At 63.5% G+C, this 16310-nt stretch carries 16 protein-coding genes and 1 tRNA gene; 5 read left to right on the top strand and 12 right to left on the bottom strand.

What is annotated here, in order from left to right; all coding sequences use genetic code 11:
• Window positions 1-93 precede the first annotated feature (93 nt).
• On the top strand, window positions 94-570 hold the full coding sequence (locus tag DBV08_RS05230; protein WP_124566740.1) for a MarR family winged helix-turn-helix transcriptional regulator: 477 nt from the start codon (window positions 94-96) through the stop codon (window positions 568-570).
• Window positions 571-627: 57 nt separating this feature from the next.
• Here the strand turns inward: DBV08_RS05230 and DBV08_RS05235 are convergent, their stop codons facing one another.
• From DBV08_RS05235 to DBV08_RS05260, 6 genes are all read right to left on the bottom strand, one after another.
• Complete coding sequence (locus tag DBV08_RS05235; protein WP_124566741.1) at window positions 628-1659, bottom strand: ABC transporter substrate-binding protein; 1032 nt, start codon at window positions 1657-1659, stop codon at window positions 628-630.
• Between the two features lie 373 nt (window positions 1660-2032).
• On the bottom strand, window positions 2033-3181 hold the full coding sequence (locus DBV08_RS05240; RefSeq protein ID WP_124566742.1) for an acyl-CoA dehydrogenase family protein: 1149 nt from the start codon (window positions 3179-3181) through the stop codon (window positions 2033-2035).
• A 74-nt stretch (window positions 3182-3255) separates the two neighbouring features.
• The gene (locus tag DBV08_RS05245; RefSeq protein ID WP_124566743.1) at window positions 3256-4443 is read right to left on the bottom strand and encodes a CaiB/BaiF CoA-transferase family protein; all 1188 of its coding nucleotides are present in this window, start codon (window positions 4441-4443) and stop codon (window positions 3256-3258) included.
• Window positions 4440-5879: an MFS transporter gene (locus tag DBV08_RS05250; protein ID WP_260395320.1), complete on the bottom strand. Its 1440-nt coding sequence runs from the start codon at window positions 5877-5879 to the stop codon at window positions 4440-4442. Before DBV08_RS05250 ends, DBV08_RS05245 begins: the two co-directional genes overlap by 4 nt.
• Window positions 5824-6618, bottom strand: coding sequence for an enoyl-CoA hydratase/isomerase family protein (locus DBV08_RS05255; protein ID WP_124566744.1), 795 nt, complete (start codon window positions 6616-6618; stop codon window positions 5824-5826). The genes DBV08_RS05250 and DBV08_RS05255 overlap by 56 nt, the downstream gene beginning before the upstream one ends.
• A 122-nt stretch (window positions 6619-6740) precedes the next feature.
• A complete protein-coding gene (locus tag DBV08_RS05260) occupies window positions 6741-7775 on the bottom strand; it encodes a LysR family transcriptional regulator (protein ID WP_185564459.1) in 1035 nt (344 codons plus the stop codon).
• A 652-nt stretch (window positions 7776-8427) separates the two neighbouring features.
• Here DBV08_RS05260 and DBV08_RS05265 point away from each other — a divergent pair.
• Window positions 8428-9411, top strand: coding sequence for a nitronate monooxygenase family protein (locus DBV08_RS05265; protein WP_124566745.1), 984 nt, complete (start codon window positions 8428-8430; stop codon window positions 9409-9411).
• Between the two features lie 772 nt (window positions 9412-10183).
• Window positions 10184-10621: a hypothetical protein gene (locus tag DBV08_RS05270; RefSeq protein WP_124566746.1), complete on the top strand. Its 438-nt coding sequence runs from the start codon at window positions 10184-10186 to the stop codon at window positions 10619-10621.
• A gap of 354 nt (window positions 10622-10975) precedes the next feature.
• On the opposite strand, the gene DBV08_RS05275 is transcribed toward DBV08_RS05270, so the two are convergent.
• Window positions 10976-11368, bottom strand: coding sequence for a DUF6461 domain-containing protein (locus tag DBV08_RS05275; protein WP_124566747.1), 393 nt, complete (start codon window positions 11366-11368; stop codon window positions 10976-10978).
• Complete coding sequence (locus DBV08_RS32215; RefSeq protein ID WP_185564463.1) at window positions 11365-11541, bottom strand: hypothetical protein; 177 nt, start codon at window positions 11539-11541, stop codon at window positions 11365-11367. Before DBV08_RS32215 ends, DBV08_RS05275 begins: the two co-directional genes overlap by 4 nt.
• 638 nt (window positions 11542-12179) lie before the next feature.
• Between DBV08_RS32215 and DBV08_RS05285 the strand changes: the two genes are divergently transcribed.
• The gene (locus tag DBV08_RS05285) at window positions 12180-13736 is read left to right on the top strand and encodes an acyl-CoA synthetase (RefSeq protein WP_124566748.1); all 1557 of its coding nucleotides are present in this window, start codon (window positions 12180-12182) and stop codon (window positions 13734-13736) included.
• A 1-nt stretch (window position 13737) separates the two neighbouring features.
• Here DBV08_RS05285 and DBV08_RS05290 read toward each other — a convergent pair whose 3' ends face one another.
• The 4 genes from DBV08_RS05290 to DBV08_RS05305 form a co-directional block, all read right to left on the bottom strand.
• The gene (locus DBV08_RS05290; protein WP_124566749.1) at window positions 13738-14091 is read right to left on the bottom strand and encodes a VOC family protein; all 354 of its coding nucleotides are present in this window, start codon (window positions 14089-14091) and stop codon (window positions 13738-13740) included.
• 76 nt (window positions 14092-14167) lie between these two features.
• Window positions 14168-14491, bottom strand: coding sequence for a hypothetical protein (locus DBV08_RS05295; protein ID WP_124566750.1), 324 nt, complete (start codon window positions 14489-14491; stop codon window positions 14168-14170).
• A 74-nt stretch (window positions 14492-14565) separates the two neighbouring features.
• Window positions 14566-14639 (bottom strand) — tRNA-Pro (locus tag DBV08_RS05300).
• Window positions 14640-14693: 54 nt separating this feature from the next.
• A complete protein-coding gene (locus DBV08_RS05305; RefSeq protein WP_095969663.1) occupies window positions 14694-15662 on the bottom strand; it encodes a metallophosphoesterase in 969 nt (322 codons plus the stop codon).
• Between the two features lie 132 nt (window positions 15663-15794).
• Between DBV08_RS05305 and DBV08_RS05310 the strand changes: the two genes are divergently transcribed.
• The gene (locus DBV08_RS05310) at window positions 15795-16271 is read left to right on the top strand and encodes a GatB/YqeY domain-containing protein (protein WP_003943491.1); all 477 of its coding nucleotides are present in this window, start codon (window positions 15795-15797) and stop codon (window positions 16269-16271) included.
• The last annotated feature ends 39 nt before the right edge of the window (window positions 16272-16310 follow it).

A 16310-nucleotide genomic window follows, 5' to 3' on the forward strand; every position in this document is an offset into this window, starting at 1 on the left:
TACAATAAAGGTATATTTGAGGCGGTAAGTTGTCAACGTGCGCGCTGGGCTCTGCTGGCCGCCGTCTGGCACAGGAAAGGTGGGATCACCGAGGTGGAGGCACCGCGCGACATCTCCGTGGAGCGGGAGCGGCTGATGGACGAATTCCGCGCGTACGGTGGGACGTTCACCGAATTCAGCCATCGATTCGCGTCGTGGCTGGGTCTTCATTCCACCGATGCAACTGCCCTGATGGAAATCACCGCAGCCGAGGAGAAAGGTGCGCCGCTCTCACCCGCGCGCCTCGCGGAGCGGATCTCCTTGACGTCGGGCGCAACCACCGCGCTGCTCAATCGTTTGGAGAAGGCGGGACACATCGTCAGGACCCGAGAGAATGCAGACCGTCGCGTGGTCACGCTGCACAGCAGTGCGCATGTGCAGGATCTGGCGGACGAGTTCTTCGGGCCCCTTGCCGTGCGACTCGACGCCATGATGGAGAAATACCCGCCCGAACTGCTCAGTCGATTCGAGGAATTTCTCGTCGACCTGCACTCGACGATGAACGAACACCTCGAGCAGGACAACCGCTGAACAAAAAACGCCGCTCGACTCCGGAGAGTCGAGCGGCGGTCTTGGCTTCGGTGACGGCTACTTGCCGAGCTTGGCCTGCAGGTCGTCGAGAACCAGGCCGGCACCTGTCGGGCCGAGACCCAGGAACCAGGTCTCGTCGCTGACCTCGGTGGCGCGACCTTCCTTGACTGCGTCCATGCTGGCCCACAGCGGGCCGGCAACGACGGTGGTCTGGCCGGTGTCGGCGGGATTTCCGTAGCTGGAGTAGAAGATTCGGTCTCCCTCTGCTTCGGTGATCGTCTCCGGGCTGACCTCGACGGCCAGTTCGTCGATGTCCTGGATCGCCGGGCGGGGCAGGCCGACGTCCTTCAAGATGACGCCGATGAACGACAGGTTGCCGTACAGGCGCAGCTTGCCGGACATGAAGCGAACCAGTGAGATGGTGGGGGAGCCGTCGATCGACTCACGGACCTGATCCGCGTGCGTCTGGTAGTCGTTGAGAACCTGCTCGGCCTTGGTCTCCTCGCCGAGTGCGTCACCGGCAAGGAGGAAGTTCTCCTTCCACGGGAAGCCGGGGCGGATACTGAAGACTGTCGGAGCGATTGCCGCGAGCTGCGGGTACAGCTTGTCCTGGCGCAACTTGCTACCGAGGATCAGATCGGGCTGCAGTGCGGTGATCGCCTCGAGGTTGAGGTTGTTGGTCGTGCCCACGTCGGGGACTCCGACCAACTTGTCGGCCAGGTACGACGGCTGACCGGCGGCACTTTCCGGGCTGGCGATGCCTACCGGCGTGATCCCGAGCGAGAGGACCTCGTCGAGTTCGCCACTGTCGAGGACCACGACGCGGGTCGGCTTGGCCTCGAGGGTGGTCTCGCCCAGAGCATGGGTGATGGTGCGCGGGAACTCGCCGGGCGCGGCATCGCTGCCGAGCTTCGCGGTTTCCGTGTCGGCGGTGCTGAACAGCTTGCCGCCGGTCGCGACATCGGTGTTGCCGTTTGCGTTGCCGCCGGCGTCGGAAGAACCGCAGGCCGTAGCGGCAAAAACGGTCGCCAAGGCAACCATGGCGACCCGGACCGACGTGCGGCTCCGGAGAGTGGTGCGTGAATGCATTAGGCTACCCTACCTTTATTGTTCGATTGCCTGATCCGCCGGTTCTCGCCCAGCGGCTTTGCGAACGCGGCAGATCGTTTCTGCCGTCAGGCGTCGGTCGGTGGTACTCGGTACAGGGATTGTGTGGGAAGGGCTTGACGAAGGCGGTCGATCTCGTTGCTCGAATCCATCACCTCGGAACAAGTGCTTCACTCACTACGTCCAAGGCAACGGCGACCGCTACTGCCTTGCAAGGGCCGATGGTCCAGTCGGGCGCGGGATGGCTTGCGAACAAGATGAATACACAGCTGAGCTGACCAATCGCTAAGGCCCGCAACGGATTCGTTGCGGGCCCTGCTGCCGTTCCTGCCCCGGGGTAGGGCGCTCCGCATCGTCAGAGGTTCAGCGACTTGGAGATGACGCTCTTCATGACCTCGCTTGTGCCGCCGAAGATGCGCGAGACGCGGGCGTCCGCGAACAGTCGCGCGATCGGGTACTCGCGCATGTAGCCGTAACCGCCATGCAGCTGCAGGCACTTGTCTATGACCCGCGACTGCATCTCCGTGCAGAACAGCTTCGCCTTCGCGGCGTCGGCAGGGGTGAGCGTTCCGGCGTCGAGGGCGGCTATAGCGCGGTCTACCAACGCCTGACCCGCTTCGAGATCCGTCGCGCATTCGGCGAGGACGAACTTCGTGTTCTGGAAGTCGGCGACCCGCTGACCGAACACCTTGCGCTCCTTGACGTACTCGACGGCCAGGTTCAGCGCCGCGACCGCGGTGGCCTGCGCCGTCACCGCGATCGTCAAACGTTCCTGCGGCAGGTTGGCGCTGAGCATGGAGAAGGCCTCGCCCTCCATCCCCAGCAGGTTCGAAGCCGGCACCCGGACGTTGTCGAACAGCAGTTCCGCAGTGTCCTGCGCCTTCAGCCCGAGCTTGTCGAGGTTGCGCCCGCGGCTGAAGCCGGGCATCCCGGACTCGACGACGAGCAGCGAGAGCCCCCTCCGTCGATTGCTGTCGCCGCGTGACGTACGCGCGACGACGACGACGAGATCGGCATTGATACCGCCGGTGATGAAGGTCTTGGCGCCGTTAAGGGTGTAATCGTCGCCGTCGCGCACCGCGGTGGTGGCCACGCCGGCCAGGTCCGAACCCGTCCCGGGTTCGGTCATCGCGATTGAGCTGACCAGTGATCCGTCGGCGAACCCCGGGAACCAGCGTGCCTTCTGCTCCTCGTTGGCAAACTCGAGGAAGTACGGCAACACGGTGTTCAGGTGCACCTGCAACCCACCCAATGTCGCGGCGGCGTAACCGTTCTCCTCGAGAACGACGGTGTTGAAGCGGAATGTGTCCATCCCGCCGCCACCGAACTCCTCGGGGATCTGCAGGCCGTTGATGCCAATTTCTGCGGCCTTCGTGTACAGCTCGCGGGGGACAATCCCAGCGGCTTCCCATTCGGGGATGTACGGCACGATCTCCTTGCCGACAAACTGCCGAACGGTGTCGCGGAACGCCTCGTGATCCTCGGTGTAGATGTCCCTGAGCATGATTCTCTCCTAGCAAGGTATGCGGAATGGGGATTCGGCGGGTGTGCCGAATCCTGAATCTTCGAGATGGGGTGTTACTGAGGCAGGCCGATCACCGATCGTGCCGCCAACGTGGAGATGTCCTGACCGGTGTAGCCGAGCTCGCTGAGCAGTTCTGCGGTGTGCTGGCCGATTCCCGGCGCACCCCTGCCGTCACCGCCGATCACGCTGGCCAAGTGCCACGGTGACCCAAGTGTGGTGTGCTGCGTCCCGTCGGGGCCCTCGACGTCGATGAAGAGTCCGGTCGCCTCCACGTCGGGGTTCTTGCGCACCTCGTCGTAGCTGCTGATCCGGCCGGCCACCACACCGTTAGGCGTGAGCAGGTCCATCGCCTGCTCGGTCGACATATGAGCGAAGGCCGCGCGCAGTTCGACCAGCAACTCCGCGCGGTTCGCGACCCGCACCGCATTCGATTCAAATCTTGCGTCCAGGACCAGGTCGGGTCGCTGGATCAGCCTGCACAGCTTCTCGAAATGCGGTACCGAGTAGGCGGACACCACGATCGCGCCGTCTCGCGTGGGCATGATGTCGGCGGCCGGGGCGACCGTCGGCTGCCCGTTTCCGCTGCGCACTGGAGGGTTCCCGGTCAGCAGGTATTCGCCCCAGTTTGGTCCTTGTAGATGGATGGCCACCTCGAGGAGCGAGACCTCGACCTCGTCGCCTGCCCCGAAGCGCAGCCTGCGGACGTAGGCGCCGAGGATGGCCTGCGCTAAGACGTGCGCAGCGGCGGCGTCGACCATCGGGAACCCGACCCGTTGCGGCTCACTGTCGGCCTCGCCGGTGACCCACATGATCCCGCTCTCGGCCTGCGCGGCGATGTCGAGGCCGGGCCTGCCCTTCGACGGGCCGTGCAAACCGAAGCCACTGACGGTCGCGTAGACGAGCCGCGGGTGCGCGGCTCGCACCGCGGCGGCTCCGAGTCCGAAGCTCTCCATGACGCCGGGGCGCAGGTTCTGGACGACGATGTCGGCGCTGTCGATCAGCTGGTGCGCAATCTTCTGTCCGTGCGGATTCTTGAGATCAAGCGCGATGCAGCGCTTGTCACGGTTATACGTGCGGAGGATCGCCTCGCCGTACAGTCCGATCAGTCGGGCGGACTCGCCGTGTACAGGCTCGACCTTGATGACATCGGCACCGAGATCGACCAGGATCTGCGTTGCTGCCGGGGCCGCGATGAACTGTCCGAAGTCGACGACCCGGACTCCTTCCAGCGGTGGATTCACAGCGAAACCTCCACTCGTTCACGGATCTTGGCCAGATCTCGTTCGGGGCGGACCAGGAACAGAGCGAGCACGCCACCCACAGCCATGATGATGCCGGTCAGCGAGAAGCCCTGCCCGTATCCGGTGGCCTTGTCGGCCGCTCCGCCAATGAAGTGTCCGAGCAGCAAGGGGGCTATGACGCCTGCAAGGCTGTAGAACGCGACCAGGCACCCGAGGACCATGCCCCGCTGCTTTGGATGCACGACGTCGCCGATCGCGGTGAAGGCGATCGCGTAGGCGGCCGTGTTCATCGAGAAAGCAAGGGTGATGAAGGCCATCTGCATGGGCCCCCTGTCGATCGTCGTGAACAGGTACATCGACAGCCCGGCGAGGACCACCAGGCCGCCAGCGAGATAGCCGCGGGCGATGCGCCTCGACACACCGCGTGCGGTGAGCCGGTTCGAGAGCAGTCCGGCGCCGATCGCCGCCGCTGCGGCGACAGCATAGGGCAGCATGATGAGCCAACCGGCGGTGATCGTGTCGTAGCCGAGTCCTTGGTTGAGGTACAGCGGCAGCCAGGAGACCTTGAGCGTGGTCGACCAGTAGGCGAAGAACGTGAGGAATCCGATGCCGATCACGCTCCCCGTGGTGAGCAGCACGCGCAGCGACGCTTGCACCGGCAGCGCTGCCGCCGCTTTCGGGTCGTCGGCGACTGACTCGGCCGTCTGCTGTTCGGGCGCGTCCCTGCTGAGTATCAGCCACGCAACCAGCCAGAGCGCCCCGACGACGATGAGCACACCGAAAGCAGCGTGCCAGGACCACGTGGCGATCACCCAGGTGAGGACGGGTGCCGCGATCAATGGGCCGATGGACGCTCCGGCGCTGACGACGCCCGCCGGTAGGCTACGTTTTTCGGGTGGGAACCACGAGTGCACGATGTGGGTCGCCAACGCGTAAGCGGGACCCTCCGCGAAGCCCAACGCGATCCGACACGCCAGGAGCACCGTGAAGTTGACCGGCCCGAGCATCGGGAGCATGGTCAGGATCCAGATCAGCATCAACACCGAGACAAGCCACCGGACATTGATCTTCGAGGTCAGCGCGCTGACCAGGATCGCGCCCGCCGCGAACAGCCAGAAGAAGGCGCTCTGCAGCAGGCCGAACTGTTGGGCCGAGATGCCCAGATCGTTCATTATTTGCACACCGCCGAAGGCGAGGACGGCCTTGTCGGCGAAGTTGAGCAGCATAAAAGCGAGCAGGAGCAGCGTAACGATCCAGGCCCGCCGTTTCACGGAGGGGCGTGACATCAATGTCTGCGGGGGCGATGTTGGAACCTTGATGGTCATGAGGGTCTCCAAAGGAAGAAGAGAACGCAATGTCTGCCGCGCGAAGGTGGAATATTCAGCGACCGGCGAAAACAGGCTCGCGACGTTGCAGGAAGGCCGACGCAGCCTCACGTGCGTCGTCGGTGTGGAAGCAATGGACCATGCGGTCGACCTCCACGCCGAGGTATTCCGCGAGCGGAAGTGCCTGCGCGCCGAGTAGGTTCTGCTTCATCGCCCTGACAGCGACCGGGGCGGCTGACGCCAACCGCGCGGTGATCCGGTCGGTGAGTTCGCCGAGCCCGTCGGCGGGAGCGACCGCCGTGACCAGCCCGATCTCTGCCGCCCGGCGCACGTCGAACTTCCCGGGCATCAGGAACAGTTCTCGGGCCCTTGCGCTACCGAGCAGGTGTGTGAGGAACCAGATCCCGCCTAGGTCGCCGGAGAGGCCGGCACCGAGGAAGGCCGTATTGAAGACTGCGGTGTCGGCGGCGACCCTGAAATCGGTCGCCAACGCCAGCGACAACCCTGCCCCAGCGCAGGCGCCGTTGATCGCGGCCACCGTGGGCTGGGGCATCAGGTGCAGGTGCTGTGCCACGTTGCTCGCGGCGCGCAACCGCGCCGTGTCACCCTCGACCGAATCACCGCGCAGCGACCGGAGTTCCGGCGGTGCGGCGAGATCAGCGCCGACGCAGAAGGCCGAGCCGGAGCCGGTGAGCACAATGACTCGGACCTCGCGATCGGCCTCGAGCCGGGTCAGAATGGCTTCGAGGTCGCCGAGGAGCCGGATGGACAGTGCGTTTCGACGCTCGGTGTTGCGGAGGGTCACCGTCGCGATTTCGCGAGCGATCGAGCACGTGACCTGAGATGGCATCTGGGTGCCTCCTGTGAGTATGTGGTCACTCACGAACCAGCTTCGCGATGACATGCATCACATTCAATGTCTGCTTATCGACAGGGTCAAAGACCTGTTTCGGTTCACTTGACTGCAATTGCCTATCTATCGATGTCGTTGCCCTCTACGAGCCGGGAAATCGGCGACTGGATGCGAAACTCCTCGAGTTGCCGCTTCTCGACCGCCGACACCGTCAACGCTGCGGCTTCGATCCTGCTCAGACCCGATGCCATGCGACGTTCGACGGCCCGATCCCAGGACGCGAGACTTGCCTTGGTCTGGTCGAGGAAGGCCGAAGCGGCGCCGGTAAGTCGCCCGGGTCGATGCACGACACCCATCTGTCGCCGAAGCTCCGGAGCCAGTTCCCGCACGACCGCGCCACGCTGCGCTGCGTCCAACGCGATCCGCATCGGCAGGATTGCCGCGCCTGCGCCCGATAACACCATTGGTACAACGGCACCGCGCTGTGGCACTTCGACGGCAATCCTCGGCTCGACCCCGCTGGCTCGCAGCATGGACTCCACGTAGTCGCGACTACCGGTATTGCGCTCCCCCATCACCAGCGGTATGCCTGTCAGCGACTCGAGGGGGACGGGATCCGGAAATTCGGATTCGGTTCCGGGTGGGAGCACCAGCACGAAGGTCTGCCAGCCCAGGGGCTGGTCGACAACCCCCTCTCGCGGTAGTGGGAGGACCGTGATTCCAAGTTCACAGGCACCCGACTTGACCATCTCGATAACCTCCGAGAGGTGGTCGCGCTCCTCGATTCGGAGGTGAATGTTCGGATTCTTGACCCGGAACTGAGCTACCCACACGGATAGCGGATCCGTCGACATGTCCGACAGGCCCGCGATGTCTATTCGGCCCCGTTCGACATCTCGAACCTCGCGCACTGCCTCGCGCGCGGAATCCATGTCCCGCAGGATCTGCCGGGCTGGGCCGACGAGCGCCTCGCCGGCCGGGGCCAAGACGATGCCCCTGCCGACCCGATGGAACAACTCGGTCCGAAGGTCCTTCTCCAGCTTTCTGATGGACTGAGACAGGGAGGGCTGCGCGACGTGCAAAGCGGCGGCGGCCCGATTCACGCCGCCGTTGTCGACCACTGCGAGGAAATACTCCAACTGCCGAACGTCCATCCCCAAAACCTACGGGTCGGCGACAGTCTCGGCCGAGGGAGACGTCCATCTCCAGGTCCTCGGGGCCTCGTCCACCGGAGATCGTGGATTTACGTCTAGAAGAGGACGTCCACGTAGACAAGGGCCTGTCCGGTTCGTTTCCTTACCGCACGGCTGATGGTCAGGTACGGAGCGTCCGTCACGATCTCGGCAGTGCGGCCGTGGGCTAGGCGTCCGCGATCAATAGATTGCGCCTATCGACGGGACTGCAAATTGGTCATGGACTGCGCCGCCGGTGCCCACCACGCTTATCGGAGAATCCGATCCGAGGTGAGGACATCCGTGGACACACTGCAACCAACATGGCAACGCGAGGGTGAGGAACCCCATGCTCAACGGCGAGACCATCCGACTCGACGACGCCATCAGCACAGCCTCGCGCTGATCGAGGAGGGACGATAACCGGAGAGCACGAAACCACCGCCGGCATGACTGGAATTCCAGCGCTGCAGCGCGGCCTCATCTGTTAGATCACGCCACCTCCTAAGACCACGAGAACAAGAAGCCGTCCTCGTGGTCTCCCGACCAGTTCGCCGTCGGGTACACAACCATCGTGCTGCGCGTCGTCGGCCACCGACCCAATGACTGAAACATCAACTGCGAGGAGATTTTCGTGCTGTCCACCGCCTTCACCGAGACCTTTGGCGTCCGCCACCCCATCGCGCAGGGCGGCATGCAGTGGGTCGGTCGCGCCGAACTCGTTGCCGCTGTTGCCAACGCTGGGGCCCTCGGCATGATCACCGCATTGACCCAGCCCACCCCCGAGGATCTGGCCAAGGAGATCGCCCGCACCCGCGAGCTGACCGACCAGCCGTTCGGGGTGAACCTGACCATCCTGCCCGCGATCACTCCTCCGCCGTACGAGGAGTACCGGCAGGTCATAATCGACTCGGGTGTCAAGATCGTGGAGACCGCCGGATCCAACCCTGCCCCGCACTTGCCAGACTTCCACGCTGCCGGCGTCAAGGTGCTACACAAGTGCACCAGCGTCAGGCACGCGATCAAGGCACAGGACGCGGGTGTCGATGGCATCAGCATCGACGGCTTCGAATGCGCCGGCCACCCCGGTGAGGACGACATCCCGGGTCTGGTGTTGATCGCCGCCGCGGCCGAGCAGATCACCATCCCGATGCTCGCATCCGGCGGCTTCGCCGACGGACGCGGTCTCGTAGCGGCGCTCGCACTCGGCGCCGACGGCATCAATATGGGCACCCGCTTCATGTGCACTGCCGAATCGCCTATCCATCAGAACATCAAGGAGGCGATCGTAGCGGCCACGGAGACCGACACCGAGCTGATCTTTCGGCCGCTGCGCAACACCGCGCGCGTCGCCAGTAACTCGGTCAGCCGCGAGGTTGTCGAGATCTTGAACGCCGGCGGTCAATTCCTGGACGTTCAAGAACTCGTCGCTGGCGCCCGCGGTCGCCGCGTCTACGAGAACGGCGATCCCGAGGCCGGCATCTGGTCCGTCGGCACCGTCCAGGGCATCATTCACGACATCCCCACCGCCGGTGCGCTCGTCGAGCGCATCGTCCTCGAGGCTGAGGCACTCATCTCCGAACGGCTCACGGATATGATGTCGCGTGTAAACGCCTGATAGACATTGTCTTTCAGAAGAAGTTATGAATCGCAACTATTTCGAGAGTGGTCGTGAGGCGTGCCGGAGCCGGAGGGGAGCGACACGGCAACGATTCTCGACGTCGATGTGGTGCATCGGTGACTTCATTCGAGGGCCGATCGGAGCCGACATCCGCAGCCCTGTGAACAGGATCGTTGCCCCCTGTCCTGGGAGCACATGTTGCACGTCGTTATCAAGGAAGGCGGCCGCATCCTCCACGGCGGAGGGGCGCACCCATGGCAAGGGCTTCGACGACGCCCGCGTAGTCGAACGCTGCAAAGCCAAGGGTGCTCGTGCTGGAGTCGTATACCTGCGCTCGATCATCGCCAGCTTCTCCTGGCTCGCCTCCAACGAGACACTCGTCGATGAAAAAGGTTTCACAGCAGCATGTTCCATCAATCGGGCCGGGTGTTCTTGGCCCCGCGCGGCATCGTCAGGTTACGTGGGCTGTCGCGGACAACGGCGCCTGCTACCGCTCGACTTATGTTCGCCCGCACCTTGGCCGGGATGCGGCACCGGAACATTCACTGCAACTACCGTCACCCCCTCCTGTCGCGATGAAACCGCCTCCAGTGACACGACTCCACGCCGGGATCATCAATGTCATGGTCTTGAGCTTTGCGTAGCGAGGCCATGTCCGTGAATGTCTAATTGACCCTTAAGGTTTCGCTAATGAGTGCCGAGTTTTTCGCCCATACCTTGGGTGATGTCGGAGCCACAAGGGCCACGACATCGAGCGAGGAGTCCGATAATGAACAAGTCCTTAACCACCCACACCACCCGTCGGCGGTTGGTCATCGCCGCCGCGGGAATCGCCGCTGCGGGCGCGCTGGCCGTACCGGGCATCGCTTGGGCTCAGGACGGGATTCCGGCGAGCGAGCCGACTGCCGTCGACGCCTCCGTCGAGGTCGCCCCTGCTGGCGGGATCGCGTTCGACACAGTGGAGGGTGTGACCTCGCCGAGTGATACGCCGGAAAGCACGGTGATTACTCCGGGTGACGGCGCGACCCAGGGCGGACTCGGGCTCGAAACAGTCGAGGGTGTGACCTCGCCGAGCGATATGCCGGAAGCCACGGTGATTACTCCGGGTGACGGCGCGACCCAGGGCGGACTCGGGCTCGAAACAGTCGAGGGTGTGACCTCGCCGAGCGATACGCCGAACGTCACAGTCATGGTACCCAACCCCTGAGTTCACGGGTGCGGGCACCGCGTTTGCCCGCACCCTGGCCGGGTGTAGGACCCGTTCTCCGGTCCTACACCCGGCCACACCGGCAAGTCGATGGCCGCCCACCGGATCCTGACCGAGGAGTTCCTTACGCGCGTCCGTCGACGCTGTCACGTTGTTGAACGTGCATCAATGTTGCATCTGATGCAACCTTCAGCTCGCTTAGCGGCCCGTCGCCTCCGCGCGCTCTCGAATCCTGGGCTTCCGATAGTCGACGGTCCTCCACCGTCCGGGTCGAGCCCGACCTCTTTCATCCGCGACTGCCACGCCTCCGACATCGGGTTCAGCCCTGCCTCGGAACTGAAGAGGGGGGTCGACCTACGCGGTATGAATTCCGTTCTGCCACAGGTCGAACGAGGATGCGGCTTCGACGTCGCGCGAGTGTGTGAGTACTTCACGCCCCACCGACAGAGGCATCATCAGGTCGTCGTCCGAGCCGGTCCACGCCATCGGAGCGATCGTGATCGTCCCGTTCCCCAAGGCCGCGGCGCCGACGATCGAAAACTCTTCCCACTCTATGTCGTTGATACCGTGCAACCCGCGGAATTCCCCCAGGTAGCGCACGGTCATCGACTCGATCACGGCAGTCGGCGTCGCGTCGCGCACGTAAGTCACGTGCAGCCCGTTCTCGGTCCACGGATAGTCGCGGAGGAGGCACTCGAAGTCGCGATAAGTTTTGATGCGTAGGCCCTCCCGAAACGATTCCGTCATTTCCTGGTGATGATCGTCCGCAGCACGAAGCGGAACACCACCGCGGTACAGGCCCCGACCGCGATTCCGGCCATCCTGTCGTCCAGGAGAACCCCGACCGTGACGTCGGGAACTGTGGCAGCGACGATCGCCAACGCGACATCGGCGGGCACCGGCCGAGGACTGATCGCCATTCCCCTGTCGCGACAGTCGACGACGTACTCGCAGAGATCATCACACTCCGTTTGACGCGGACAACGCTGTTCAAGATGGGTGGGAACCGGTGACGAGGAGGTCAGGCCATGTGTGGGCGCTACGCAAAAAGCGCAGACATGGAATTGCAGTCGTCCTCGACACTATGCAGACCGCCGGGGATGAACTCCCACCGTCCTGCAACGTCGCACCCACCCAACCCGTCCGCGTCATCCTCAACAAACCCCACGCGAGGAACCCGACTCCGAGCCCCAGTGGCAGCTCCGGACCGTCAACAGCTTGCTCCCTGCCTGGGCCAAGGATCGGAAGATGGCATGCCTACTTTTCCAGATTCGGGCGTAGGGCGTACGGTGACCGTGGTGTGCCCTCCGCCTCGAATGGGACGGCGCATGGTTCAATGCAACCGATCTGCCAGCAGCACTAGCGGTTTCAACGGTGGAGTCGACGGGTGGGCGAGCTTGGCCAGCGTGTTGTCCGCCGCCGTCGATACCAGGTGAACGGCGCGTCAGGTCTCGCTCAGCGGGACCTCTACGCAATTCGGACTACAGGGCTCGAGCAACGTGTTAGCTTCGCGAAAGACCTGTGCTGGTAAGTGAAGACGCGTGTAGTGAGGAATTCGATGACCCTGAACATTGCCGATCTGTTCGAGGCCGTTACCGATGCGATCCCCGATCGAGTTCCCTTGATTCTGGAAGATTCGCGGTTGAGCTACGCCGAACTCGAACTGCGATCGAACCGCCTCGCTCATCATCTGCAGTCCGTCGGCGTCGAACCGGGCCAGCATGTCGGTATTCACATGCGTAACTGCGTCGAGTACGTCGAAGCGCTCCTGGCGTGCTTGAAGATCAGAGCGGTGCCGATCAACGTCAACTTCCGTTATACCGATGCAGAACTGCTGTACATCTACACCAACTCTCAAATGGTGGCACTGCTGGTCGAAGCAGAATTCGTGCCGACCGCTTTGGCTGTGGTTCCGCAGTGTCCGGAGATCACCCACGTGCTGATCGTCGGCGACGACTACGAGAACGCGCTTGCGGCGCAATCCGATACCCGCGACTTCGGCCCTCGCAGCAACGACGACCATTTCATCATCTACACCGGCGGTACAACCGGAATGCCCAAGGGCGTGGTGTGGCGGCACGAGGACTTCTTCTTCGCTGCGCTGTCCGGAGCAAACCTCAGCGGGCCACCGCGTCGGAGCCTCGAAGAGGTTGTGGAGGGGGCCGTGGCGAACACCAACCCGACTGTGCTGCTACTCATTCCGCCGCTCATGCATGGAGCCGCGATCTATTCACTGCTCACGGCATTTCTCATGGGAGCGCCCCGAGTGTTGACCCGCAGCTTCGATCCGATGGAGGTGCTGCGACTGGTCGAGGCCGAGAAGATCACCGGAATCACCGTCGTCGGCGATGCAATTGCTCGGCCGATCGCCGACGCCATCACCGCAAGCGAAGGGCGCTACGACCTTTCGACTCTCAAACTTATCGGGTCGGGTGGCGCATTGTTCTCCCCGAACTTGAAGGCAGAACTGACAACCCGATTGCCAGGGCTGGTGATCAAGGATGCGTTCGGTGCTTCGGAATCCGGCAACGACGGCGTCGTCGAATTCGGGGAGGACGGTTCCAAGCGAATTCGATCCAACCCCAACATGATTCTTGTCGACGACGAGTTTCGTCGTATCGAACCAGGCTTGGACACAGTCGGGTTCATCGCCAGGGCCGGCCATGTTCCCGTGGCCTACTTCGACGACCCCGTCAAGACTGCGGCAACTTTCCCCGTCGTCGACGGGGTGCGTCTGGCGGTGCTCGGGGACATGGGCACGATGGAAGCCGACGGAACCATCGTGCTGCTCGGGCGCGGTTCGATGTGCATCAACTCCGGTGGTGAGAAGGTCTACCCCGAGGAAGTGGAGCAGGCACTCAAAACTCACCCGGCAGTTTTCGACGCGTTGGTCGCGGGCGCGCCCGACGTACGATTCGGTGAGAAGGTCGCCGCTGTCGTGCAGGTTCGACCGGGGTTCGAAGATGTTGCGACGGAATCATTGTCGGAGCACTGCCGCACCCACGTCGCCGGGTACAAGATCCCCCGCTCGATCGTGCTCGTACCAAGTATCCTCCGCTCACCCAGCGGTAAGGCGGACTACCGTTGGGCTCGCGAAACCGTAGCGGGAGTGTGAATCAACTTTCGACTCCTTTGACGACGCACCACTCGTTTCCCTCGGGATCCAGCAACACCTGAAACGTGCCTGCCGGGTCCTCCTGAACAGTGCCGACCCGAGTTGCGCCGAGGCGCTCGGCGGCCTCGGTTGCAGCGACGACGTCATCCACGCTGACGTCGATGTGTAGACGATTCTTCGTCAGCTTGGATTCCGGTACGCGCTGGAACGCGAGGCGGGTCCATCCTGGTGGGTCGACAAACGCCCACTCCTCGCTCCGCTTCACCGGCTGCCCACCGAGGATTCCGGCCCAGAAGGTCGCCAACTGAACTGGCGCGGAGCAATCCACAACTACTTCGTCGACCTGCCCGATCACCTGTTCACAGCTCCGCTGAATGCGGCTGTCACATCTGCGCCCAATTCGGCTGTCACAGCTGCGCTGAATTCGGCTGTCACAGCCAGGGCTCGATCGGTTTCTTCACCCACATGATCTTCTCGTCCGGATGCTCACGCCGAGCTTCGGGTCGGTCTGGATGAGCGGCTGCCCACACGGCTTTCTCGTCGAGCAGTCCGGCCGCGATCGTCCAGGTCTCCCGCGTGCTCGGCGGATTGGCGCCCGCCGCCCGCGCGAGTTTGCGCAGCCGATCGTCGGGCATCTCGAGCAACTCTGCACTGCTGATATCGCGATCCCAGGCGAACTTGGCAAGGCCGACAGCTTTCTCACGTCGGCTACGGCTCGCCATGTCGTTGTGCGCGAAGTCTGGTTCGGATGCCACGGCTTCACCTTATCGTCAACGCAATCGAGGCCCTCCCGCGTAAGCGGAAGGGCCTCGATTGCTGTTCTTCACTGTCGGGGTGGCGGGATTTGAACCCACGACCTCTTCGTCCCGAACGAAGCGCGCTACCAAGCTGCGCCACACCCCGTGTCGAACCTCGGTTAGCTTACATTACCGAGTCGACTGACATTAAATCCGCAGGTCAGTTGCGTAGAACCGACGCTGGAGACTCTGTGGAACTGTGTGCGGAGACGTGCTCCGGTTCGCGCTTGGTGGCCGGAACCAGAGTCAGCAGAGTTGCCTCGGGGCGGCAGCAGAAGCGCGCCGGCGCCCACGGCGAAGTGCCGATGCCCGCGGAGACGTGCAGCTGAGTGTGTGCGCCCCACTTGGACGGCCCCTTGACCCGCGACCGGTCGATCTGGCAGTTGGTGACCAGCGCGCCGTAGAACGGAAGGCACAGCTGACCACCGTGCGTGTGGCCGGCGAGCACGAGGTCGTAGCCGTCGTCGGCGAACCGGTCGAGAACTCGAGGTTCGGGCGAGTGTGTCAGGCCGAGCTTGAGCTGGGCGACGGGATTGGGTGTTCCGGCGACGGTGTCGTAGCGATCACGCTTCAGGTGCGGATCGTCGACGCCGGCGGCCGCAATGCGAATACCGGCCACTTCGAGTTCGCGGCGCACGTGGGTCATGTCCAGCCACCCACGTTCGGTGAACGCGGCCCGCAGATCGCCCCAGGGGAGGGGATCCCCGGTGATGCGCTTGTCCTTGTTGAAGATGTAGCTCAGTGGGTTCTTCGGTTTCGGAGCGAAGTAGTCGTTGCTGCCGAAGACGAACAGACCCGGCCGAGCCAACAGATCGCCGAGTGCCTGGACCACTGCCGGGACGCTGCGCTGGTGCGACAGGTTGTCGCCGGTGTTGACCACGAGATCGGGATCGAGGCCTTCGAGCTCACGCAACCAATTCTGTTTCAACCGTTGGTTCGGCATCATGTGCAGGTCGCTGAGATGGAGGACCCGCAGCGACGACGAACCGGGCGCCAGGACTGGCATCGTCACCTCACGCAGTGCAAATGCATTGCGTTCGATGCCGGATGCGTACCCGATCCCTAGTGCAGCGGCGCCCGCGGCACCAAGTGCGGTGCGGGTCAGATTGGTGCGGAACTGGGAAGACACCTCTCAAGGATACGGGTGTGGCGTTCTTCTGCGTCGCTCTCGCCGCCTTTTACAGCTATTCCACAGAGAATTGTGTCCGGGCGGAGGTAACTATCGGCACGCTCGAAACGCCGAGCGCGTAATGTTTCCACCATGTCCGACACGACACCATCGCTCAAAGCCACTCTCCGAACCGACATGGTTGCATCCATGAAGGCGAAGGATCCGCTACGTACAGCCACCCTTCGGATGCTCATGGCAGCCATCCAGACCGAAGAGGTGGCCGGTAAGGAAGCACGAGTCCTCACCGACGAAGAAATCATCAAAGTCCTTGCAAAGGAATCGAAGAAGCGCGGCGAATCGGCCGAGATCTACACCGAGAACGGCCGCGGAGAGCTTGCCGCGAAAGAGCGCGCCGAAGCTCAGATCATCGACGAGTACCTGCCGACGCCGTTGACCGACGCCGAACTCGTCGACGTCGTCGACACCGCCCTCGCTCAGGTTTCCGAGGAGCTCGGCGAGCGTCCGGGGATGCGTCAGATGGGCCAGGTCATCAAGGCCGCCAGCGCGCTGGCCAAGGGCAAGGCCGATGGCGCTCGTATCTCTGCAGCAGTGAAGTCCCGCCTGTAGTAGCGCGCCACCAGCCCGAAAACGGCCGCGATCTCCGAG

This window comes from Rhodococcus sp. KBW08, assembly GCF_003852455.1.
Taxonomy (GTDB): Bacteria; Actinomycetota; Actinomycetes; order Mycobacteriales; family Mycobacteriaceae; genus Rhodococcus_F; species Rhodococcus_F baikonurensis.